Genomic DNA, 24086 nt, shown 5'->3' with positions numbered 1-24086 from the left:
TAATGTATCCTTGGCAACATTTTGCTATTCAACCTGATTTCTCAGATAAAATCGCTTTACGTACTAAGCAGAGCGATGCACTTACTTGGATAGAATTAACTACAAAGATTAACCAAACGGTGGCTTTTTTACAAAAAAAAGGAGTAAATGCGGAAAGTGCGGTTGCTTTTGTGGGAAAAAATTCAGAGAAAATTTTATTTTTATATCTAGCTACAATTCAGCTTGGTGCAAAAGTTTTAGGTATCAATCCTGCTTTTCCACAAGAAAAAATTGCAGAATTATGTGAGTTTTATCAAATTGATTTTTGTTTTTATGATAAAGATTTGCTGAATTTGCAAGAAATTGATGTTTTTACACAAAAAGCTGATTTTTTTCGTCCTGCGACGATGACGCTAACCTCTGGTTCTACAGGCTTACCAAAAGCAGTTGTGCATAATGTCCAAGCGCATTTGGATAATGCAAAAGGGGTATGTAACTTAATGAAGTTTGATTGTAATCAATCTTGGTTACTTTCATTACCCTTATATCACGTTTCAGGGCAAGGTATTGTTTGGCGTTGGTTATATTGTGGTGCGCAATTACATTTCCCAAAAGATGATTTTTATGCTTCATTATTAGAAACTACCCACGTTTCTCTTGTGCCAACGCAATTACAACGTTTGTTAGATTATTTACAGGAAAATTCGATTATTTCATTTTCTACACGTCATATTTTACTTGGTGGTACGCATATTCCTGCTGAACTCACGAAAAAAATAGTGAAATATGGTATTGAAACTTATTCTGGCTACGGAATGACGGAAATGGCTTCGACAGTTTTTGCCAAAAAATCTGATGAAAAACAAGGTGTGGGGCAACCGCTATTAGGCAGAGAATATTGCTTAGTAAATGATGAAATTTGGCTGAAAGGTGCAGGTTTGGCGATGGGTTATTGGAAGGATCGACAAATTGTTTCATTAACGAATAACCAAGGTTGGCTTCAGACAAAAGATAAAGGTGTTTTGCAAGAGGGCGAACTTGTTATTATCGGACGACTTGATAATATGTTTATTTCTGGTGGCGAAAATATTCAGCCAGAAGAAATTGAACAAGTGATTATTCAACATTCTTCAGTTAATCAAGTGTTTGTTTTACCACAAAAAAACAAAGAATTTGGTCAGCGTCCTGTCGCTTTAGTGGATTTTAATGAATCCTTTAGCAAAAGTGCGGTTGAAAATTTAATGTTTTTTTTACAAGATAAACTCGCACGTTTTAAACAACCTATTGCATATTATCCTTTACCACTGATGCTTGGGAAAGGCATTAAGATCTCACGTAAACAGCTTGCCGATTGGCTGGCAAAGCAAGATAAGATAAATTAATTTTACCATTTAGATTAGGAAAAAATAATGATTAGGAAACTTATGAAAACACCTCCATTTTTTACCGCACTTTTTGCCTCGGCAATGTTTACCCTTAGTGTTTCACAAGGGGCATTAGGGGCAAATTCAACAAATGTATTACCAACGGAGCAATCGCTTAAAGCCGATTTGGCTAACGCTCAAAAAATGAGTGAGGGGGAAGCAAAAAATACGTTGTTAGCAGAATTACAAACATCAATTGATTTATTGCAGCAAATTCAAGCTCAACAAAAAATCAATGATGCATTGCAAACAACATTAAGCCATTCAGAGAGTGAAATTAGAAAGAATAATGCAGAAATTCAAGCATTAAAAAAACAACAAGAAACAGCAACAAGTACTGATTATAATGCACAGTCACAGGACTATTTACAAAATAGTCTCGCTAAGTTAAATGATCAATTACAAGATACGCAAAACGCATTAGGCGCGGCAAATGCACAATTGGCAGGGCAAAATTCTATTTCTGAACGAGCTCAAGCAGCATTAACGGAAAATGTTGTACGCACACAGCAAATTAATCAACAATTGGCCAATAATGATATTGGTAGCTCATTACGAAAACAATATCAGGTTGAATTACAACTGATTGATTTAAAGAATAGTTATAATCAAAATTTATTAAAAAATAATGATCAGCTTTCTTTACTTTATCAAAGTCGTTACGACCTATTGAATTTACGTTTGCAGGTGCAACAACAAAATATTATTGCGATTCAAGAAGTCATTAATCAAAAAAATCTTCAGCAATCACAAAATCAACTAGAACAAGCTCAGCAGCAACAGCAAAAAACTGTGCAAAATGATTACATTCAAAAAGAACTTGATCGCAATGCACAGCTTGGTCAGTATCTATTACAACAAACAGAAAAAGCGAATTCATTAACTCAAGATGAGTTAAGAATGCGGAATATTTTAGATAGCCTCACTCAAACTCAACATACTATTGATGAACAAATTAGTGCATTACAAGGCACGTTAGTTCTTTCACGTATTATCCAGCAACAAAAACAAAAATTACCGACTAACTTAAATATTCAAGGTTTATCAAAACAAATTGCCGATTTGCGTGTGCATATTTTTGACATTACTCAAAAACGCAATGAACTTTATGATCTAAATAACTATATTAATAAAGTTGAAAGTGAAGATGGAAAACAATTTACTGAGGCAGAAAGAACGCAAGTTAAAACGCTATTAACTGAGCGTCGGAAAATGACATCTGATCTGATTAAATCCTTAAATAATCAATTAAATCTCGCGATTTCTTTGGAATTAACACAGCAGCAAATTACACAAATCAGTGATCAAATTCAATCTAAATTAGAGCAGCAAAGTTTTTGGGTGAAAAGTAATAATCCCATTAATTTAGATTGGATAAAAATGCTGCCAAGAGCTTTAATTGAACAGTTTAATGGTATGTTGAAAAAATTAGGTTTTCCAACTAATTATGACAATTTACCTTATTTACTTATGTATTTCTTAGGGTTATTTATTGTAGGCGGTGCAATTTTTAAATTTAAAAATCGTATTAAACAACAATTAAACAAAATTAATCGTGAAATACATCGCTTAGATACAGATAGTCAGTGGAGTACGCCACTTGCCCTGTTATTAACTGCGTTTTTAACGCTTTCTAGTACACTTTGGTTTTTAGCAGTTTGCCAAATGATCGGCTTCTTTTTCTTCAAAAATCCAGAAGAATTTTGGCATTGGTCATTTAGTATGGCGGGTTATTGGTGGTTCTTTACATTTTGGATTTCATTGTTCCGTCCAAATGGTATTTTTGTTAATCATTTTGAATCTTCAAAAGAGAATGCACAACGTTTTCGTGGTGTTATCCAACGCATTATTATTGTGATTGTATTGCTTTTAAATACTTCTGTGTTTAGCAATGTCACTGATGCAGGTTTAGCTAATGATGTGTTAGGTCAAATTAATACTATTACAGCTCTAATTTTCTGTGCGGCGATTATTGCCCCTCGTTTTAATCGAGTACTTCGCTCTTATGAACCTGAAACAAATAAACATCATTGGTTAATAAGAATTGTACAAATTGGTTTGAGATTAATTCCTGTGGGATTAATCGTACTTATTGTTTTAGGCTATTACTACACCGCTTTAAATTTAATTGAGCATTTTATTCATTCTTATATTGCTTGGTGTGTATGGTGGTTAGTACGCAATACGATTTACCGTGGTATTACGGTTTCTTCTCGTCGTTTAGCACATCGCCGTTTAGCAGAAAAACGTCGTCAAAAAGCACTTGAAAATAATTATGAAAATATATCCTCTGATGATGTGGTTGCAGTGGGAGAGCCAGAGGAAAGTTTGGCGTTAAATGATGTGCGTAGCCAATTATTACGTTTTGTAGATCTCTTTATTTGGACAGCATTATTGGGGATTTTCTACTACGTATGGTCAGATTTAGTCACAGTAGTGAGCTATTTACGTGAAATTACACTTTGGCAACAAACCACGACAACCGATGCTGGCACTGTAGTGGAAAGCATTACTTTATTTAATCTTCTTGTTGCTTTAGTTATCGTAGGAATTACTTATGTGTTGGTTCGTAATATTTCAGGCATTTTGGAAGTATTAATTTTCTCTCGAGTGAATCTTTCACAAGGTACGCCTTATACGATTACGACATTGCTCACTTATATTTTTATCGCCATTGGTGGTGCGTGGGCATTTGCAACCTTAGGGATGTCTTGGTCAAAATTACAATGGTTATTCGCCGCACTTTCTGTTGGTCTTGGTTTTGGTATGCAAGAGATTTTTGCAAACTTTGTGTCGGGCATTATTTTGTTATTTGAACGCCCAATCCGAGTTGGCGATGTCGTAACCATTAATGGTGTAAGTGGTACTGTAGCGAAAATTCGCATTCGTGCAATTACATTGATTGATTTTGATCGCAAAGAAGTGATTGTGCCAAATAAATCTTTTGTAACAGGTCAAGTAACCAACTGGGCATTATCTAACACGATGACACGTTTAGTGATTAGCGTTGGTGTTGCTTATGGTTCTGATTTAACACTCGTACGCCAATTATTACTTCAAGCAGCTGATGAACAGCCGACTGTTTTACGCGATCCTAAACCATCTGCTTATTTTTTAACTTTTGGTGCAAGTACTTTGGATCACGAATTACGTGTTTATGTAGAACAAGTTGGAGATCGTACCAGTACTACAGATGCTATTAATCGCCGTATTAATGAATTATTTGCAGAACATAATATTGATATTGCCTTTAATCAATTAGATGTATTTATCAAAAATAATGACACTGGCGAAGAAATTCCCTTTGTTGATGTAAAAAAATAAGGGGAAATTATGGCAGGTAATACAATTGGACAACTTTTTCGTGTGACGACCTTTGGGGAGTCACATGGGATTGCATTAGGCTGTATCGTTGATGGGGTACCGCCAAATCTTGAATTATCTGAGCAAGATATTCAGCCAGATTTAGATCGTCGTAAACCTGGGACATCACGATATACCACGCCGCGTCGTGAGGATGATGAAGTTCAAATTTTATCTGGTGTGTTTGAAGGAAAAACCACAGGCACAAGTATTGGAATGATCATTAAAAATGCTGATCAGCGTTCTCAAGATTATGGCGAGATTAAAGATCGTTTTCGCCCTGGTCATGCAGACTTTACCTATCAGCAAAAATATGGCATTCGTGATTACCGTGGCGGTGGGCGTTCTTCAGCGCGTGAAACAGCGATGCGAGTTGCAGCGGGAGCGATTGCAAAAAAATATTTACGCGAATATTTTGGCATTGAGGTGCGCGGTTTTTTAAGTCAAATCGGTCATGTGAAAATTTTGCCACAGACCATCGGAGAAATTGATTGGGAAAAGGTAAACAGCAATCCATTCTTTTGCCCTGATGAAAGTGCGGTAGAAAAATTTGATGAATTGATCCGTGAACTTAAAAAAGAAGGGGATTCTATTGGCGCAAAACTTACCGTTATTGCAGAAAATGTGCCAGTAGGATTGGGCGAGCCAGTATTTGACCGTTTAGATGCAGATCTTGCTCACGCATTAATGGGAATTAATGCAGTAAAAGGCGTCGAAATTGGTGATGGTTTTGCAGTGGTTGAACAACGTGGTTCGGAACATCGTGATGAAATGACACCTAATGGCTTTGAAAGTAATCACGCAGGCGGCATTTTAGGCGGAATTAGTTCAGGACAGCCAATTATCGCCACGATTGCGTTAAAACCAACTTCAAGTATTACAATTTCTGGTCGTTCAATTAATCTTAATGGCGAGCCAGTAGAAGTTGTGACAAAAGGTCGTCACGATCCTTGTGTGGGTATTCGTGCTGTACCCATCGCAGAAGCCATGATGGCGATTGTCTTATTAGATCATCTATTACGTTTTAAGGCGCAGTGTAAATAATCTTAGTATAAGATGGGAGTCTGTGCCTAGGGTAGGTATACCCTAGGTTAGTTTGATATTACCCCTTTGGGGTAAGTGTAAAGTTCCCCAAAGGGGAACTATTTTTCTAACCGTGGGTATACTTACCCACGGCAAAACCTAGGATATACTTACCCACGGTAAAACCTAGGATATACTTACCCACGGCAAGACCTAGGATATACTTACCCACGGCAAAATCTAAGATATGCTTACCCATAGCAAAACTTTAGAATGAATAAAATTTTATTAAAAAAAACCATAATTTTTACCGCACTTTTCTCTCTGAACGTTGCTGCGTCTCCTCTAGATTGGCAAAAAGTGAAACGTCCAATACCAAGTGGCGATGGGAAAGCAAAACCTATTGGTAGTTATACCAATGGATGTATTATTGGGGCGCAAGCACTACCGCCGAAAGGAGACGGTTACCAAGTTATTCGTATGAATCGCAATCGTTATTATGGTCATCCAAATATGATTCAGTATCTTGAACGTTTGGGACAACGTGCTAAAGCTGCTGGGTTACCAACGATGTTAGTGGGCGATATTGCCATGCCAGGTGGTGGACGATTTTTAACGGGTCATGCTAGCCATCAGATGGGATTAGATGCGGATATTTGGTTAAGAATGGGCGAAATGTCGGACGCCGATGCGCTGAATTCTGATGGTAAAGGTTTATTAGTTGTAGATAGAAAGGCGCAACGAGTGGATGAACGCGTATGGAATAGCAATCATGCGACGTTAATCAAATTAGCCGCGAAAGATCCAAATGTGGCACGTATTTTTGTTAATCCTGCGATTAAGGTAAAATTATGTCAAACTGCTGGCAATGATCGCGGCTGGTTACACAAAGTTCGTCCTTGGTATGGACACGACTCTCATTTTCATGTTCGTTTAACTTGCCCAGCAGATGCGTCTTATTGTGAAAATCAAGCACCCGTTCCTCCCAGTGATGGTTGTGGAGACGAATTATATTCTTGGTTTGAGCCACCAAAACCAGGTGCTTCAGTGAGCAAACCTAAAGTTACACCACCTGAGCCGTTTTTGTGCCAACAAATTTTAAATTCCCCGAATCGAAATGAATGGTTAGAATAGAATTAAGGTAAATCAATATGGATATCGGAATTGATCTTTTAGCAATATTGTTTTGTGTTGGTTTTGTCGCATCATTTATCGATGCAATTGCTGGTGGTGGGGGATTAATCACCATTCCAGCGTTGCTCATGACTGGTATGCCACCAGCAATGGCGTTAGGCACTAACAAATTGCAAGCTATGGGCGGTGCATTATCCGCAAGTCTTTATTTCTTGCGAAAAAGAGCGGTCAATTTACGCGATATTTGGTTTATTTTGATTTGGGTTTTCTTAGGTTCTGCCCTAGGTACATTATTAATTCAATCAATTGACGTGGCGATTTTCAGAAAAATTCTGCCTTTTCTGATTTTAGTCATTGGTCTGTATTTTTTATTTACCCCTAAATTAGGTGATGAAGATCGGAAACAACGATTAAATTATCTGTTATTTGGTCTTTTAATTAGCCCATTTTTAGGTTTTTATGATGGCTTCTTTGGCCCAGGAACGGGCTCAATTATGAGTTTGGCCTGTGTTACTTTGCTAGGATTTAATCTCCCGAAAGCGACAGCACATGCAAAAGTGATGAACTTCACTTCGAACCTTGCTTCTTTTGCACTTTTCTTATTGGGCGGACAAATTCTTTGGAAAGTGGGGTTCGTGATGATGGCTGGGAGCATTTTAGGTGCAAATTTAGGCGCCAAAATGGTGATGACGAAAGGTAAAACCTTGATTCGACCGATGGTTGTTATCATGTCTTTTATGATGACGGCCAAAATGGTTTACGATCAGGGCTGGTTTCATTTTTAATTCGGAAAGCGCACAAAAGTGCGGTTAAAATTAATTTCATTTTATTATGTCGGATAATCAACAAAATTTACGTCTGACGGCGAGAGTGGGCTATGAAGCGCACTTTTCATGGTCGTATTTAAAGCCTCAATATTGGGGAATTTGGCTCGGTATTTTCTTTTTATTGTTGTTAGCATTTGTGCCTTTTCGTCTGCGCGATAAATTGGCGGGAAAATTAGGTATTTGGATTGGGCATAAAGCAAAGAAACAGCGTACGCGCGCGCAAACTAACTTGCAATATTGCTTTCCTCATTGGACTGAACAACAACGTGAGCAAGTCATTGATAAAATGTTTGCGGTTGTCGCTCAGGTTATGTTTGGTATTGGTGAGATTGCCATCCGTTCAAAGAAACATTTGCAAAAACGCAGTGAATTTATCGGTCTTAAACATATCGAACAGGCAAAAGCTGAATGCAAGAATATTATTCTTATGGTGCCACATGGCTGGGCGATTGATGCGTCTGGCATTATTTTGCACACTCAAGGCATGCCAATGACTTCTATGTATAATCCACATCGTAATCCACTGGTGGATTGGCTTTGGACAATTATACGCCAACGTTTTGGCGGAAAAATGCATGCTCGCCAAAATGGTATTAAACCCTTTTTAAATCATGTTCGTAAAGGCGAAATGGGTTATTACTTACCGGATGAAGATTTTGGTGCGGAGCAAAGCGTATTTGTTGATTTCTTTGGGACTTATAAAGCAACATTACCGGGATTAAATAAAATGGCAAAACTTTCTAAAGCCGTTGTTATTCCAATGTTTCCTCGTTATAACGCTGAAACCGGCAAATATGAAATGGAAATTCATCCTGCAATGAATTTAAGCGATGATCCTGAACAATCAGCCCGAGCAATGAACGAAGAAATAGAATCTTTTGTTACGCCAACGCCAGAGCAATATGTTTGGATTTTGCAATTATTGCGTACAAGGAAAGATGGCGAAGATCTTTATGATTAAGAATAGGTTTAAACGTCATATTCTCGAAAACGAATATTCAACAAGGTAAATAAGAAATGGAAGAAAAAATTCGGCTGACGCAATACAGCCATGGTGCAGGTTGAGGCTGTAAAATTTCGCCTAAGGTGTTAGGGACAATTTTACATTCAGAACTGGAAAAATTTTATGATCCAAATCTGCTCGTCGGCAATGAAACCGCAGACGATGCAGCGGTGTATGATCTTGGGAATGGAACTGCGATTATCAGTACCACAGACTTTTTCATGCCGATTGTAGATGATCCTTTTGATTTTGGACGAATTGCCGCAACCAATGCCATCAGTGATATTTTTTCTATGGGCGGTAAGCCGATTATGGGAATCGCTATTTTAGGTTTTCCAACTAATGTATTACCTGCAGAAGTTGCACAGAAAATTGTTGATGGCGGTCGCTTTGCTTGCCATCAAGCGGGTATTGCTTTGGCAGGTGGACATTCCATTGATTCACCCGAACCTATTTTTGGTTTAGCGGTGACAGGCGTGATTGACACTGAAAAAGTGAAACGTAATGCTTCTGCAAAATCAGGTTGTAAGCTTTATATGACGAAACCGCTTGGTATCGGTATTTTGACGACGGCGGAGAAAAAAGGAAAACTTAAGCCAGAACATCAAGGTTTAGCCACTGCCGCTATGTTCCAAATGAATTCCATTGGTAGCCAATTTTCCCAAGTGGATGGCGTAACAGCAATGACGGATGTCACAGGATTTGGTTTACTTGGTCATTTAATTGAAATCTGTGAAGGTTCAAATCTAAGTGCGGTAGTTTTTGCGGACAAAATTAAAACCTTGGACGGCGTAAAAGATTATATTGCTCAAGGTTGCGTCCCCGGAGGAACAGGGCGTAATTTTGAAAGTTATGGGCATAAAGTGGGTTTATTAACGGAAGAACAAAAAGCGATTTTGTGCGATCCTCAAACATCAGGCGGTTTATTAGTGGCAGTTGAGCCTAATAGCGTTCAAACGGTCATTGAAATAGCCAAAGATGCGGGCATTGATTTATATGAAGTAGGTGAATTAAAATCTAAATCAGAATCCGATGTCGCTGTTGAAATAGCTTAATAAAAAAGCGTGGAAATTTTAAAATCCACGCTTTTTTATTTATAGAAGGATTATTTTCCAATAATTTCTAATCCGCCCATATACGGACGTAGCACTTCTGGCACGGTGATTGAACCATCTGCATTTTGATAGTTTTCAAGCACAGCCACTAAAGTACGACCAACAGCCAAGCCAGAACCATTTAAGGTATGCACTAAGCGCGTTTTCTTATCGCCTTTTGCTTTACAACGTGCTTGCATACGGCGAGCTTGGAAATCCCACATATTTGAGCAAGAAGAAATTTCACGATAAGTATTTTGTGCAGGCACCCACACTTCTAAGTCGTAAGTTTTGCAAGAACCAAAGCCCATATCGCCTGTGCAAAGTAAAACTTTACGGTATGGTAAATTTAATAATTGCAATACTTTTTCCGCATGACCTGTTAATTCTTCAAGTGCTTCCATTGATTTATCTGGATCAACGATTTGTACCATTTCCACTTTATCAAATTGGTGCATACGAATTAAACCGCGAGTATCACGACCGTAAGAGCCTGCTTCTGAACGGAAACATGGTGTATGTGCGGTCATTTTTATTGGCAATTCTGCTTCATCAATAATTACATCACGCACTAAATTAGTGACTGGCACTTCTGCGGTTGGAATTAATGCGTAAGGTTGTTCGCCTTCTAAAGCAAGCGTATGGAATAAATCTTCCCCAAATTTTGGTAATTGCCCAGTGCCATAAAGTGTGGCGTGATTCACTAAATAAGGCACATAGGTTTCTAAATAGCCGTGCTGTTCAGTATGAAGATCTAACATAAATTGCGCTAATGCACGGTGCATTTTAGCGATTTGACCTTTCATTACGGCAAAACGCGCACCAGCTAATTTAGCTCCTGCGGCAAAATCTAAGCCATTTGCTTCTTCGCCTAAAGCCACATGATCTTTTACTTCAAAATCAAATGTACGTGGCGTGCCCCAACGTAAGATTTCTTTATTTTCGGTGTCATCTTTGCCTAATGGCACTTCGTCTGCAGGTAGATTTGGAATACTTAATGCAATTTGATTGATTTCCGCAAGTACCGCATCTAATTGTGCTTTTGCTTCAGTCAATTGGTTGCCCATATTATCTACTTCAGCCAATAATGGTTCGATATTTTCACCACGCGCTTTGGCTGCACCTATCGCTTTGGAACGCGAGTTACGTTCCGCTTGTAAATTTTCAGTAGTGACTTGTAAGTTCTTGCGTTGTTCTTCTAATGAAGTGAGTTTTTCTGTATCAAGAATAAAGTTGCGTTTTACTTTTAATTTTTCTGCGACTTCGGATAAATTATTACGGAGCAAATTTGGATCGATCATAGAATTTCCTTACTTTTTTCGTTGAAATGAAAATAGCCTTATTCTAGCGTGCTTTCTTTAAATAAACCAGTTTAAAAGCCAGCGGATAAAAATAAAGAAAAATTGACCGCACTTTGTGTTAGAACCCAGCCCCATTTAGTCTGAATTTTAGGTAAATTATGAGAAAATTTATTCTTTCTTTTCTGTTTATGCTTATCGGTGGCGGACTGGTTTTGCGAGGAAGTGTTTTCATCTCACAAAATAAATTGAAGATGATGCAATCTATTCAACCATTAGATAATAATTTGGTGGCATTTCATTTTGTTCAACAGCCTAATCTTGTGATGGCAGAGAAACCTTATGTTATCTCAACGGGTATTGGTGCTGGCTTTGGAATTATTCTTAGTTTGTTAGCGATGATGATTTTAGGTGCAGGAAGAAATAAAAAAGCAAAAGAATAAAGAATTATTTGCGATAAATAAATTTTTGTGATCGTTGTCAAATTTTTAAGATCCTGTTCTGTTTATTTGGGGTGAATGTAGTAAACTGAAACCAGTTAAAACCACTATAGGAGCAATGCTATGTTTCCCGAATATCGAGACTTAATTACCCAGCTTAAAAGTAATGATGCTTATTTTGATCGTCTTTTTGAAAAGCATAACGAATTAGATCATGAAATTAAGAATATGCAGGAAAACATTCAGCTCGCCACTCACATGGAAATTGAGGCTTTGAAAAAAGAAAAATTACGGATTAAAGATGAGCTTTATGAATACCTCAAGAAAAAATCACAAGAATAGTAGAAAGCCGACAAATGTCGGCTTTTTTGTTGCACTGTTTTTAGTGTTACACCACAGGTTTTTGTCGATAAAACAATAAGCCCGGTAAAGCCAATCCAAATACTATTGCGCCTAGGATAAAACTGGTATTAATAAAGGAACTAATCATCTGTTCAAATAAAGCATCAGAAAAGCCAAAATGATGAATTTGTACCATTGAAATCATTGCTTTATAAGCATGAACACCGGGAATCATGGGGATAATTGCGGCAACGGTGAAGGCTTTGGGATGGGCTAAATAACGATGGGAAAGATGCACGCCTAAAAATCCAATCACACAAGTGGCAAAGAATGTAGCAAATACAATAGGCATATTAATATGCAGTAATAATGTGCGTGTAACATGCCCAAGTGCGGCTAAAATTGCACAATATTTTAAGGCTTTGGGCGGTACATTAAATACTAAAGCAAAGCCCACCGCTGGAATCGCAGCAAATAGCATATCATCGAGTAATTTCAAGATAAATATTGTGATGTCTAATAACATTTTAATGCCCCCAAGTTGTAATATGTAATAGGCTTAAAGCGAATACAATACCAAGACATGCACCAAAAGTGAGAATAGTTGCAATCGTCCAACGGCCTAATCCCATATTCACATAACCTTTTAATATATCCGCCAAAGAATTAATCAGCGGAAACCCTGGCACAAGTAATAACACACTAGATGCTAAGGCAATTTGAGGATCGTTACCTAAGTTATATTTTAAGCTCACGCCAGAAATCAGAGAGGCGACGAAAGAGGTGATGGAAAAGACGATAAGAGGATTATAGTGCCGTTTAGAAAATTCTTGTCGCACAAACATGGCAATGGCGGCTGCCACAAAGGTAATGCCGCAAATTATCCAGTCGCCGCCAGATAAATGGGCGAATGCTGCACAAGATAAGCCAATCATGAATACAACTAACCATCGGTTATATTTAAGCGGTTTTAATTGATCCAGTTTTCTTTGTGCGATCTCTAACTCATACAAATGATGCTCAACGGCAATCACAATGCGTTGAACATCCGTGACCATTTGCATATTAATGCCTTTATCTGTATTTTTTCGTGCGGTAGTAATGCAATGATTATCTGATAAGGTCGTCAGCACAACTGCATTTGCCGTAAGTGCACATTCTACACTTTCTACGCCAAGTGCTACGCCTAAACGCTGCGCCATTTGTACCACCACGGTACTTTCTGCCCCATGTTGTAACAAGAGCAGTGCCGTTTGTACGCACACGCGAGTCACCGCCCGTTGATATTCGTGTTCCATATCTTTGTTCTCTATCAAAATATACCTAGAAAGAATTATAAAAATCTTTTCTAAAAAATGCGCAAAAAAAGAACCGCACTTATGATCCAAGTCAAAAGTGCGGTTCAATTTGGCGGAGTTTTTTATGATTAAAGTTTGACGACTTTCGCCTGTTTTATCATATTATCGCCCACTTCAAGAATAGTGATTAGCAAACCATCAATTTCGCAAATCGTGCCTTCATCGGGTATTTCCTCTAAGTGTTCTAAGATTAAACCATTAAAAGTACGAGCATCTTCTGTATCTAATTCCCAGTTAAACATTTTGTTGAGATCGCGTAGATTAGCGGAGCCATCGATAATCATTGAACCATCAGACTGTTGAATTACTTCTTTGTCAATGCTTGGGGCGGTGGAAGTGGTAAAATCCCCAACAATTTCTTCCAAAATATCTTCCAACGTCACAAGCCCTTTAATATCGCCGTATTCATCTACAACTAAGCCAATGCGCTCTTTATTTGCACGGAAATTCGCAAGTTGCGTTTTTAATGGCGTGCTTTCAGGAATGAAATACACTTCATCAGCGGCACGAATTAAGGTTTCTTTGGTAAATTCATTTTTTTCAAGGAGCAAGCGGAATGCTTCACGCACGCGCAAAATGCCAAGTACTTGTTCATCAAGGCTACTTTTATAAAGTACAACACGATTGTGTGCGGCGTGATTGAGCTGGCGCATAATAGCTCTCCAATCATCATCAATATTTATACCGCCGATTTCGTTGCGGGGAACCATAATGTCATCAACAGTGACTGTCTCCATATCCAAAATAGACAGCAACATTTGTGGATGTTGTTCATTTGGTGTTGCTTCGCCCGCTTCTGACACAATACTACGCAGTTCTTCACTACTAATTACTTGTTTTTGCATATCAAGTTTTAACCCTACTATTTGCATCAAGGATTTAGTAAAAATATTCATTAACCAAACGAGCGGATAAAAGATTTTAAGCAATGAAGTTAAAATATGACTTGAAAAAAAACTCACTTTTTCTGCGTGCATTGCAGCCACCGTTTTGGGGAATATTTCAGAAAATACGAGCATTACGAAAGTGAGCAAACCCGTTGCAATCGCCACGCCGGCATCGCCATATAAACGCATACCAATTACTGTTGCAATTGCAGATGCGCTGATATTCACAAGGTTATTAAAAATAAGAATAAAACTTAACAAGGTATCTGGCTTTTCTAGCAGTTTTTCCGCTTTTTTCGCGCCTTTATTGCCTTGTTCAGATAGAAAACGAAGACGATATTTATTGAGGGAGAGTAGTCCAGTTTCAGAACCAGAAAAATAGGCTGATAAAACTAAACAGATAATAAGAATAATAAATAAAGTACTAAGGGGAATGCTATCCAAGGGAAAATCCTTTTGTTCGTTAATCAACAAAAAGTGCGGTCATTTTTCACCGCACTTTTTACCTGTTATTTGATTTTGCTAAATCAAATAGCTGCTCAAATAGCCAAGAGTGGGCAGAATAATACCTGAAATTGGCTAAATAATCATTCTTTTTCCTTATGTCCTATACTTTCTTCATGAAATCGCCTACTCAAAAATCCATTTTCATTTGAAATGATGAAAAACGCCTAAATTTCGGTATAATCAGCTTAATTTTTTAAGAAAAACAGGATTGTTAGCCATGTTTGAGAATTTATCGGATCGCCTTTCCAAAACCTTACGTAATATCACAGGAAAAGGTCGTTTAACGGAAGATAATATTAAAGAAACCTTACGCGAAGTGCGTATGGCATTACTTGAAGCCGATGTTGCTTTACCTGTGGTGCGTGAATTTATCGCAAAAGTAAAAGAAAGCGCGCTTGGGGAAGAAGTCAATAAAAGTTTAACGCCGGGGCAAGAGTTCTTAAAAATCGTTCAGCGTGAGCTTGAAAAAGCTATGGGCGAAGCCAATGAGAGTTTAAATCTCGCAACCCAACCACCAGCAGTTATCTTAATGGCAGGTTTACAAGGTGCGGGTAAAACCACCAGTGTGGGTAAATTGGCAAAATTTTTGCGTGAACGCCATAAAAAGAAAGTGTTAGTGGTTTCTGCCGACGTATATCGCCCTGCTGCGATTAAGCAACTTGAAACTTTGGCTCAATCTGTTGGCGTGGATTTTTTCCCATCGGATGTCAAACAAAATCCAGTTGATATTGCTAAAGCGGCACTTGCTGATGCAAAACTGAAATTCTACGATGTGTTGATTGTGGATACGGCAGGTCGTTTGCATGTTGATACAGAAATGATGGATGAAATCAAGCAAGTCAATGCAGCGTTAAATCCAATCGAAACCCTTTTCACTGTTGATGCGATGACTGGTCAAGATGCAGCCAATACGGCAAAAGCCTTTAATGAAGCATTGCCGCTTACAGGTGTTATTTTGACAAAAGTGGACGGTGATGCGCGTGGTGGTGCAGCCTTATCAATTCGTCAAATCACAGGTAAACCAATCAAATTCTTGGGGGTAGGTGAGAAAACAGAAGCACTTGAGCCGTTCCATCCAGACCGTGTCGCTTCCCGTATTTTGGGCATGGGCGATGTGCTTTCGTTGATTGAAGATCTTGAACGTTCTGTTGACCGTGAAAAAGCCGAAAAAATGGCGCAGAAATTCAAGAAAGGCGATGATTTCACTTTAGATGATTTCCGCGAGCAGCTTATCGAGATGAAAAAAATGGGCGGTATGATGTCTATGCTTGATAAATTACCAGGTGCAAAAAATTTGCCTGATCACGTTAAAAATCAAGTAGATGACAAAATGTTTATCAAAATGGAAGCGATCATTAACTCCATGACCCTAAAAGAACGTGCGAACCCAGATATTATCAAAGGATCTCGCCGTCGTCGCATTGCATTAGGCTCTGGCACTCAAGTGCAAGATGTTAATAAATTACTTAAACAATTCGATGAAATGCAACGTATGATGAAGAAAATGCGTAAAGGCGGTATGGCTAAAATGATGCGTGGAATGCAAGGCTTAATGGGCGGAGGCTTAGGCGGTCTTGGCGGTTTAGGCGGAATGTTTAAACGATAATTTCAGAAGATAAAAGTGCGGTTAAAAAGAAATATTTTTACCGCACTTTTGCATTTTACGCTGGATTATCTATATCTTTAAATTCTACATCAAAACCATATTCTTTCGCCAACCATTCGCCTAATGCCTTGATGCCATATCGTTCTGTTGCGTGATGACCTGCAGAGAAGAAATGTAATCCTTGCTCACGGGCAGAATGAATCGTTTGTTCTGACACTTCTCCAGTAATAAACGCATCGCAGCCTTGTTCTGCCGCAAGATCAATATAACCTTGTCCGCCACCGGTGCAGATACCAATTTTTCGGATTAAGTGCGGTCCGTTTTCAATGCAAATTAACGGTTTTCGATTTAACACTTTTTCTATTTTTTCTGCAAAGTCTTTACCTGTCATCGGTTCTTTTAATTCGCCCCAAACAGGAATACTTACAGCACCTTTTTCTAATGGTTGTAAATTTTTAATGTCGAGCAGTTTGGCTAATTGTGCATTATTGCCTAATTCTGGGTGCACATCTAATGGCAAATGATAGCCATATAAATTAATGTCGTTTACTAAAAGTGCTTTAATTCGCTTGCCTTTCATTCCTCGGATACAAGGGTTTTCACTTTTCCAAAAATATCCGTGATGAACCAAAATCGCATCGGCGTTTTGACTGATTGCGTAATCAATTAGAGCCAGACTCGCTGTTACGCCTGTAATGATTTTTTTGATTTCTGTTTTACCTTCGACTTGTAAACCGTTTGGGGCATAGTCATTGATTTTATCGGAAGAAAGTTTTTGGTTAATGAGTTGTTCAAGTTCGAGATTATTCATAATGGATCGTTGATTGGAAAAAGTTGAGATATGGTACAAAATTCCAAAAAAAATGGCTAGTGCGAAGGAGTGGGGGAATGCACTAGCCAAGTTTCATTACTATTAAATTACTATCTAGTATCTAAAACAGGATTCATTATATACATAAATTTATAGCGATCAAGGGGAAATAAGAAATTTTTTATTTTATTTAAAGTGCGGTTTAAATTCCTTGTGTTTTTTTACCGCACTTTTGTGCTAAATATTCTTGTAAGCCTTTATTGCGAAGAATACAGCTTGGGCATTTTCCGCATCCCTCTTCAATCCCTTCATAGCAAGTGTGCGTATGTTTTTGTACATAATCTAATACGCCTAATTCATCAGCAAGTTGCCAAGTTTGGGCTTTAGTGAGATACATTAATGGTGTTTTGATATTGAATTGATAATCCATAGCCAAATTTAATGTAACATTCATAGACTTGATAAACACATCTCGGCAATCGGGATAACCGCTGAAATCTGTTTCACATACGCCAGTGATAATATCTTGAATGCCTTGACCTTTCGCATAAATCGCTGCATAAAGTAAAAATAGAGCGTTGCGACCATCAACAAAAGTGTTTGGTAATTCATTCTCTTTTTGCTCAATATGCGACTGTTCATCCATTAAGGCATTATGCGTGATAGCTTTCATAACAGATGTATCAATCAAGGTTTGTTTAATGCCTAAATTTTGCGCAATGGCGCGCGCCTTTTCTAACTCAATAGCATGACGCTGTCCATATTGAAAGGTAATGGCTTCTACGTTTTCTTTGCCGTATTTAGCAATAGCTTGGAATAAACAAGTTGTGGAATCTTGTCCACCTGAAAAGATGACAATCGCTTTACGATCGTGGTTTGGATTGAAAATATTCATATTCTACCTAGTTTTTTATTGTAGGAGGTTTGCGAACTACGGGGGGGTATTCTAGTGGGGAAGTTCTATTTTAGCAAGACAAGTGAAATATTTCGTTGGGATGTGAAGTCGTTGTGCTACAATTCACAGGTTTTTAATTTAGCAAAAAGGTTTATTTATGAAAAAATGGTTATTCATTATCGCTGGCACATTGATTATTTCAGCTTGCGCGAATAAAGATGTGTATTTTAACGGCGCAGAAGGTTCGCATTCAGGTGTTAAATTTGATAAAGATTCTCGCCAATGGGGATTGAATCAATAAAAAAGAGCGGTTAATTTCAACCACTCTTTTGGTTTTTATATTGCTAGAAATTATTCTACTTTCACAATCCAGCCTTCAGGTGCTTCGACATCACCGAATTGGATGCCTGTTAGTTCATCGTAAAGACGACGGGTAACAGGGCCTACTTCAGTTTCTGAATAGAATACGTGGAAGTTGCCGTTGTGTTGAATGCCGCCTACAGGGGTAATTACTGCTGCTGTACCACAGGCACCAGCTTCAGCAAATTGATCTAGCTGATCGATATACACATCGCCCTCGATTGTTTCCATTCCTAAACGCTCTTTTGCGATATGTAAAAGAGAGTATTTGGTAATACTTGGTAAAATTGATTCTGATTTTGGCGTGATAAATTTATTGTCTTTTGTGATCCCAAAAAAGTTTGCCGCACCGACTTCTTCAATTTTGGTGTGAGTTTTTGGATCTAAATAAATAGCATCCGCAAATTTACGTTCTGGTGTGCCTTGTTCTGCTGCTAATTCGTGCGGAAGTAAGCTTGCTGCGTAGTTTCCGCCCACTTTTACGCCACCGGTTCCCATTGGTGCTGCACGGTCGTAATCGGTCGTGATGAAGTTTGATGGAGCCAAACCACCTTTGAAGTAAGCACCCACTGGGCAACAGAAAACAGAGAAAATAAACTCTGGTGCCGCTTTCACACCGATGTTTTCGCCTACGCCAATTAAAAATGGACGTAAGTATAAGGTTGCACCAGAGCCGTAAGGGCCCAACCAATCTTGGTTAGCTTTAACCACTTCTTTACACGCACGTACGAATAATTCAGTTGGTACGCGTGGCATTAAAAGACGGTCTGCGGTACGTTGCATACGTTCTGCATTGGCTTGTGGATGGAATAAGTTGATTGAACCATCTTTGCAGCGGTAAGCCTTTAAGCCTTCAAAACATTGCTGACCGTAGTGAAGTGCGGTAGAACCTTCGTGAATATGTAATGTGCTATCTGTCGTGAGTTTTCCTTCGTTCCATTTGCCCTCTTTCCAGTGAGCGATGAAACGGTAATCTGTTTTAATATAACTAAAACCAAGGTTATTCCAGTCTAAGTTTTTCATTTTGCTTCCTTTTTTTATGAAGTTATGTCGCCTAGGGTAAGTATACCCTAGGCTAGTTTTAATACTACCCCTTTGGGGGAGATAGGATGTTCCCCAAAGGGGAACCATTATTACTATAATTAGCCGTGGGTATGTTTACCCACGGTGATATATTTTTGTGAAAGTGTTGCTTAATCTACAATATTCTCTCTTTGATTAAAATAATAGATTTTCAAAATCGCTCAAATTTCAAGAAATCAACAAGGAATTGTCAAAATTGTGAAGTGGATCAGGAAATCAATATGTAATTGTGATAGAATTAGGATGAAAAAAACGCCGCTCAATGGAGCGGCGATTTAACCAAATCGGTTTAATAATATACAGGAAGTAAATGAGTAACAAATTGTTACTCAAGTTCGGTTTCCCGAACTATATGCAAACACAACATCATACTTAAGTCTGAAACTCATTAACTAGTAAGGAATTACCAATCATTAAGTATGGCGATATTTTAAGAAAAAAGGGCAAGAAAGGACAAGCGACGTTTTTTTATTTGAGGTATTAGAAAAACTAATTTGAAATAAATCTTGTCCATTATAGACATAAAATTTATGAATGGAAATACTTATGTATAAACGTTTGCCCCCATTGAATTCGCTAAAATCTTTTGAGTCTGCTGCTCGTTATTTAAGTTTTACTAAAGCTGCAGATGAGCTTTGTGTGACACAAGCGGCGGTTAGTCATCAAATTAAATTATTAGAAGAATTTTTAGGAATTGAATTATTTAAGCGAAAGAATCGTTCTTTAGAATTAACGGAGCTTGGTAAAGCTTATTTTGTTGATATTAATAAAATTCTACGTCGTTTAAATGAAGCAACAGAGCGATTATTAACGTTAAAAACGGACCCGCATTTAAATATTAGCGTGCCACAAACTTTTGGTATTCAATGGCTAGTTCCACATTTGAGTGAATTTAATCAGCTTTATCCGCAAATTGAGGTGCGTTTAACAGGCGTGGATCAAGATGAAGGCTTGTTAAATAAAGAAATTGATCTTGCTATTTATTATGGCTTGGGAAATTGGCAGAATCTTCAAGTAGATCGTCTTGGCGAAGAAAATTTATTGATTTTTGCGTCGCCTGAATTACTAGATAAAAATCCAATTATTCAGCCTGAAGATTTAAAAAAACACACATTAATTCATATTCATACCCGTGATAATTGGCAAGCGATGGCAAATCATTTACAGTTAGATGATTTAAATATTCAGCAAGGGCCGTTATTTAGCCATACATTTATGGCGTTACAGGCGGCTATTCACGGGCAAGGCATTGTATTAGCTAATCGCTTATTAGCTTTGCAAGAAATTGAAAATGGATCATTGCAAGCGGTGTTGCCAACCAATTTGCCTGATCCAAAATCATTTTATGTGGTCAATCATCTTGATCGCCTTGATGACCAAAAAATTCAAGCATTCCGCCAATGGATTATTAACTCAATTAAACGAGAAGAAAATGAATAAACTCGCATTATATTGTCGCCCAGGTTTTGAGAAAGAAGTCGCCGCAGAGATTACTGATCAAGCAAGTCATTTAGGAGTATTTGGTTTTGCACGAGTACAAGATAATTCGGGCTATGTGATTTTTGAATGTTATCAACCTGATGAGGCAGATCGCCTTGCCCGAGACATTCCTTTTAATCGTTTGATTTTTGCTCGTCAGATGATAGTTATTTCCGATTTATTGGAAGATTTAGATCCCACTGATCGTATTAGTCCCATTGTGGCGGTGTTTGAAGCATTATCGCAACAAGTTAATTTTGCTCAATCTAGCGAGCTTTTTGTCGAAACTGCAGATACCAATGAAGCGAAAGAGCTTTCCACTTTTTGCCGTAAATTTACCGTGCCTTTACGTCAGGCATTGAAAAAACAAGGCTGGCTTTCTGCAAAAGCGAGTCAAAAGTGCGGTCAATTTTTACATTGTTTTTTTGTAAAATCGAATTGCTGTTATGTGGGATATTCTTATGTAGATAATCATTCCCCCCATTTTATGGGAATCCCTCGTTTAAAATTTCCAGCAGATGCGCCGAGTCGATCTACGTTAAAACTAGAAGAAGCTATTTTGACTTTTATTCCGCGTAAAGAAGAGAATAAACGTTTAAATGAAAATATGATTGGCGTTGATTTAGGGGCTTGCCCTGGGGGTTGGACATATCAATTAGTCAAACGTGGTTTATTTGTTTATGCGGTTGATCACGGAAAAATGGCGACGAGTTTGCATGATACAGGTCGCATTGAACATTGCGTGGAAGATGGCTTTAAATTTCAGCCTCCCAAAAGGAAAAAAGTGGATTGGTTAGTCTGTGATATGGTGGAACAACCAAGTCGTATTTCTTTATTAATTGGCAAATGGTTGTTGAATGGTTGGTGCCGAGAAACCATCTTTAATTTAAAATTACCCATGAAAAAACGTTATCAAGAAGTGATATTATGTTTAGAAAACTTGGCTGTTATGTTGGCGGAGCAGAATTTGAATTTTGCGATTCAAGCAAAACATTTATATCACGATCGTGAAGAAATCACGGTACATATAGCATTAAAACCTTGAGTGAATTGTTTTCATAACCAAAAAGGACGTCGCGAATGAATTTACACGAATACCAAGCAAAACAACTATTTGAGCATTATGGATTACCCGTAAAAAATGGGGCAGTCTGTCAATCTGTTGATGAAGTAGATTTGGTACTGGCTCAACTTTCAGGCGATAAGTGGGCAGCGAAATGCCAAGTTCATGCGGGTGGGCGTGGCAAAGCAGGTGGCGTTAAATTGGTACAGGATGTAGAGGAAGCAAGATCTTTTGCAGAAAAATGGCTAGGACAACGTTTAGTCACTTTTCAAACGGATAAATTGGGGCAGCCAGTAAACCAGATTTATTTTGAAGAAACTTGCGATATTGATAAAGAATTTTACTTAAGTGCGGTTGTTGATCGCGCCTCTCAAAAAGTGGTGTTTATTGCTTCCTCTGCAGGTGGAATGAATATTGAAGAAATCGCGCAAAATTCACCGCACTTACTCCACAAAGTTACCATTGATCCTTTATTTGGAGGATTGCCTTATCAAGGGCGTGAATTGGCGTTTAAATTAGGGTTAAGTGGTGTGCAAAACAAACAGTTTACCGATATTTTTATGGGGTTATCTCGTTTGTTTTTAGAAAAAGATTTATCTTTACTGGAAGTCAATCCGCTTGTTCTCACTAAACAAGGGAATTTGGTTTGTCTCGATGCCAAAATATCTGTTGATGATAACGCTTTATTTCGTCATAAAGATCTCTTAGCACTTCAAGATTTAACTCAAAATGATGCTCGTGAAGCAGAAGCTGAAAAATTCCAGTTAAACTATGTGGCTTTAGAGGGCGATATTGGTTGTATGGTAAACGGGGCTGGGCTTGCAATGGGAACCATGGATATTGTGAAACTCTATGGTGGGAAGCCTGCGAATTTTCTTGATGTGGGTGGTGGTGCAACGAAAGATCGGGTTGCTGAAGCGTTCAAAATCATTTTAACCGATCCTTCCGTGAAGGTTATTTTAGTGAATATTTTTGGTGGCATTGTTCGTTGTGATTTGATTGCTGAAGGCGTCATTGCTGCAGTAAATGAAGTGGGCGTGAGAGTGCCTGTGGTTGTTCGATTAGAAGGAACGAACGCTGAAATCGGTCGCCAAATTTTAACGCAAAGCGATGTTAATATCCTTACCGCACAGAATTTACAACAAGCTGCAGAATTAGCTGTGAATGCAGCAAAAGGAGAACACTAATGGCGATTTTAATTGATAAAAATACTAAAGTGATTTGCCAAGGTTTTACTGGTGGACAAGGGACTTTTCATTCTGAACAAGCATTAGCCTATGGAACGCAATTAGTTGGTGGCGTATCGCTAAATAAAGGTGGCAGTAGTCATCTTGGTTTGCCTGTATTTAATACAGTTCGTGAAGCTGTCGAAAATACGGGGGCAACAGCGACGGTCATTTATGTGCCAGCACCATTTTGTAAAGATGCCATAATTGAAGCTATTGATGCAGGGATTAAGTTAATTGTCTGTATTACTGAGGGCATACCTACATTGGATATGCTTAAAGTGAAACAAAAATTAAATGAAACGGGCGTAGTGATGATTGGACCAAATTGCCCAGGTGTGATTACGCCTGATGAATGTAAAATCGGCATTATGCCCGCTCACATACATAAAAAAGGTAAAGTGGGGATTGTTTCTCGTTCTGGTACTTTAACTTATGAAGCGGTAAAACAAACTACAGATGAAGGCTTTGGACAATCGACTTGTGTGGGTATTGGGGGAGATCCTATTCCTGGCTCTAGTTTTATTGATATTCTCGAAAGATTTCAACAAGATCCCGAAACTGAAGCTATTGTGATGATTGGCGAGATCGGTGGTTCCGCAGAGGAAGAGGCGGCAATCTTCATTAAAGATAATGTCACTAAACCAGTGGTTGCCTATATTGCGGGTATCACTGCGCCAAAAGGCAAACGGATGGGGCATGCAGGGGCGATTATTAGTGGCGGAAAAGGCACTGCCGCAGAAAAAATTGCAGCGTTAGACGCCGCTGGTGTGACCTGTGTAAAAAGTCTCGCTGAAATTGGTTCAGCCTTGAGAAAGGTATTAAAATCATCTAAAAATTAACCGCACTTTAGTTTAACAAGGGCGTAGATTGACTCTCTACGC

At 38.3% G+C, this 24086-nt stretch carries 22 protein-coding genes and 1 riboswitch; of the genes, 15 read left to right on the top strand and 7 right to left on the bottom strand.

Features of this window, described 5'->3' with window-relative positions; genetic code table 11:
- The first annotated feature begins 2 nt into the window (after positions 1-2).
- The 7 genes from menE to selD all read left to right on the top strand — a co-directional run bounded on the left by menE (position 3) and on the right by selD (position 9808).
- Positions 3-1361 carry an o-succinylbenzoate--CoA ligase gene (gene menE / locus ACPT9C_RS08090; RefSeq protein ID WP_050948515.1) on the top strand — a complete coding sequence of 453 codons (1359 nt, stop codon included), beginning with the start codon at positions 3-5 and terminating at the stop codon, positions 1359-1361.
- A gap of 27 nt (positions 1362-1388) precedes the next feature.
- Complete coding sequence (mscK, locus tag ACPT9C_RS08085; protein ID WP_076773622.1) at positions 1389-4727, top strand: mechanosensitive channel MscK; 3339 nt, start codon at positions 1389-1391, stop codon at positions 4725-4727.
- Positions 4728-4736: 9 nt separating this feature from the next.
- Positions 4737-5810, top strand: a complete 1074-nt coding sequence (gene aroC / locus ACPT9C_RS08080; RefSeq protein WP_050948513.1) for a chorismate synthase — start codon at positions 4737-4739, stop codon at positions 5808-5810.
- Between the two features lie 252 nt (positions 5811-6062).
- On the top strand, positions 6063-6923 hold the full coding sequence (gene mepA, locus ACPT9C_RS08075; protein WP_050948512.1) for a penicillin-insensitive murein endopeptidase: 861 nt from the start codon (positions 6063-6065) through the stop codon (positions 6921-6923).
- A 17-nt stretch (positions 6924-6940) separates the two neighbouring features.
- On the top strand, positions 6941-7708 hold the full coding sequence (locus ACPT9C_RS08070; RefSeq protein ID WP_050948511.1) for a TSUP family transporter: 768 nt from the start codon (positions 6941-6943) through the stop codon (positions 7706-7708).
- 46 nt (positions 7709-7754) lie between these two features.
- Positions 7755-8711: a lauroyl-Kdo(2)-lipid IV(A) myristoyltransferase gene (gene lpxM, locus ACPT9C_RS08065; protein ID WP_050848281.1), complete on the top strand. Its 957-nt coding sequence runs from the start codon at positions 7755-7757 to the stop codon at positions 8709-8711.
- Between the two features lie 56 nt (positions 8712-8767).
- Entirely contained in the window at positions 8768-9808 is a 1041-nt protein-coding gene (gene selD / locus ACPT9C_RS08060; protein WP_118879840.1) for a selenide, water dikinase SelD, read from the top strand.
- 50 nt (positions 9809-9858) lie between these two features.
- Here selD and serS read toward each other — a convergent pair whose 3' ends face one another.
- Complete coding sequence (gene serS, locus ACPT9C_RS08055; protein ID WP_050948510.1) at positions 9859-11148, bottom strand: serine--tRNA ligase; 1290 nt, start codon at positions 11146-11148, stop codon at positions 9859-9861.
- A gap of 158 nt (positions 11149-11306) precedes the next feature.
- Between serS and ACPT9C_RS08050 the strand changes: the two genes are divergently transcribed.
- Entirely contained in the window at positions 11307-11588 is a 282-nt protein-coding gene (locus ACPT9C_RS08050) for a hypothetical protein (RefSeq protein WP_050948509.1), read from the top strand.
- A gap of 120 nt (positions 11589-11708) precedes the next feature.
- The gene (locus ACPT9C_RS08045) at positions 11709-11927 is read left to right on the top strand and encodes a YdcH family protein (protein WP_050948508.1); all 219 of its coding nucleotides are present in this window, start codon (positions 11709-11711) and stop codon (positions 11925-11927) included.
- Between the two features lie 46 nt (positions 11928-11973).
- Here ACPT9C_RS08045 and ACPT9C_RS08040 read toward each other — a convergent pair whose 3' ends face one another.
- From ACPT9C_RS08040 to ACPT9C_RS08030, 3 genes are all read right to left on the bottom strand, one after another.
- The gene (locus tag ACPT9C_RS08040) at positions 11974-12453 is read right to left on the bottom strand and encodes a threonine/serine exporter family protein (protein ID WP_005628250.1); all 480 of its coding nucleotides are present in this window, start codon (positions 12451-12453) and stop codon (positions 11974-11976) included.
- A 1-nt stretch (position 12454) separates the two neighbouring features.
- Positions 12455-13225 (bottom strand): threonine/serine ThrE exporter family protein, encoded by a 771-nt coding sequence (locus ACPT9C_RS08035; RefSeq protein ID WP_005667922.1) that lies wholly within the window; start codon positions 13223-13225, stop codon positions 12455-12457.
- A gap of 128 nt (positions 13226-13353) precedes the next feature.
- Positions 13354-14616 carry an HlyC/CorC family transporter gene (locus tag ACPT9C_RS08030; RefSeq protein WP_040034093.1) on the bottom strand — a complete coding sequence of 421 codons (1263 nt, stop codon included), beginning with the start codon at positions 14614-14616 and terminating at the stop codon, positions 13354-13356.
- 280 nt (positions 14617-14896) lie between these two features.
- Between ACPT9C_RS08030 and ffh the strand changes: the two genes are divergently transcribed.
- Entirely contained in the window at positions 14897-16285 is a 1389-nt protein-coding gene (gene ffh / locus ACPT9C_RS08025; RefSeq protein WP_050948507.1) for a signal recognition particle protein, read from the top strand.
- A gap of 55 nt (positions 16286-16340) precedes the next feature.
- Here the strand turns inward: ffh and ACPT9C_RS08020 are convergent, their stop codons facing one another.
- Both ACPT9C_RS08020 and queC read right to left on the bottom strand, forming a co-directional pair.
- Positions 16341-17096 carry a Nif3-like dinuclear metal center hexameric protein gene (locus tag ACPT9C_RS08020; RefSeq protein ID WP_050948506.1) on the bottom strand — a complete coding sequence of 252 codons (756 nt, stop codon included), beginning with the start codon at positions 17094-17096 and terminating at the stop codon, positions 16341-16343.
- A 202-nt stretch (positions 17097-17298) separates the two neighbouring features.
- A complete protein-coding gene (gene queC, locus ACPT9C_RS08015; protein WP_050948505.1) occupies positions 17299-17991 on the bottom strand; it encodes a 7-cyano-7-deazaguanine synthase QueC in 693 nt (230 codons plus the stop codon).
- A 1-nt stretch (position 17992) separates the two neighbouring features.
- Positions 17993-18037: riboswitch (PreQ1 riboswitch) on the bottom strand.
- Between the two features lie 111 nt (positions 18038-18148).
- Here queC and ACPT9C_RS08010 point away from each other — a divergent pair.
- Positions 18149-18292: a hypothetical protein gene (locus ACPT9C_RS08010; protein ID WP_005689278.1), complete on the top strand. Its 144-nt coding sequence runs from the start codon at positions 18149-18151 to the stop codon at positions 18290-18292.
- 50 nt (positions 18293-18342) lie between these two features.
- Here the strand turns inward: ACPT9C_RS08010 and ACPT9C_RS08005 are convergent, their stop codons facing one another.
- Positions 18343-19374 carry a branched-chain amino acid aminotransferase gene (locus tag ACPT9C_RS08005; RefSeq protein WP_050948504.1) on the bottom strand — a complete coding sequence of 344 codons (1032 nt, stop codon included), beginning with the start codon at positions 19372-19374 and terminating at the stop codon, positions 18343-18345.
- Between the two features lie 606 nt (positions 19375-19980).
- Here ACPT9C_RS08005 and ACPT9C_RS08000 point away from each other — a divergent pair.
- From ACPT9C_RS08000 to sucD, 4 genes are read left to right on the top strand one after another with little or no spacing between them, the layout of a single operon-like run.
- Positions 19981-20874 (top strand): transcriptional regulator GcvA, encoded by an 894-nt coding sequence (locus ACPT9C_RS08000; RefSeq protein ID WP_005660440.1) that lies wholly within the window; start codon positions 19981-19983, stop codon positions 20872-20874.
- Positions 20867-21958 carry a 23S rRNA (cytidine(2498)-2'-O)-methyltransferase RlmM gene (gene rlmM, locus ACPT9C_RS07995; RefSeq protein ID WP_050948503.1) on the top strand — a complete coding sequence of 364 codons (1092 nt, stop codon included), beginning with the start codon at positions 20867-20869 and terminating at the stop codon, positions 21956-21958. Before ACPT9C_RS08000 ends, rlmM begins: the two co-directional genes overlap by 8 nt.
- Before the next feature lie 35 nt (positions 21959-21993).
- Positions 21994-23163, top strand: a complete 1170-nt coding sequence (gene sucC / locus ACPT9C_RS07990) for an ADP-forming succinate--CoA ligase subunit beta (RefSeq protein WP_061671376.1) — start codon at positions 21994-21996, stop codon at positions 23161-23163.
- Entirely contained in the window at positions 23163-24044 is an 882-nt protein-coding gene (sucD, locus tag ACPT9C_RS07985; protein WP_050948502.1) for a succinate--CoA ligase subunit alpha, read from the top strand. Before sucC ends, sucD begins: the two co-directional genes overlap by 1 nt.
- The last annotated feature ends 42 nt before the right edge of the window (positions 24045-24086 follow it).

Source organism: Haemophilus sp. HN_Hi16 (assembly GCF_049823435.1).
GTDB lineage: Bacteria > Pseudomonadota > Gammaproteobacteria > Enterobacterales > Pasteurellaceae > Haemophilus > Haemophilus influenzae_D.
The sequence above is the reverse complement of the archived record's forward strand: the minus strand, read 5'-3'. Positions and strand labels throughout refer to the sequence as shown.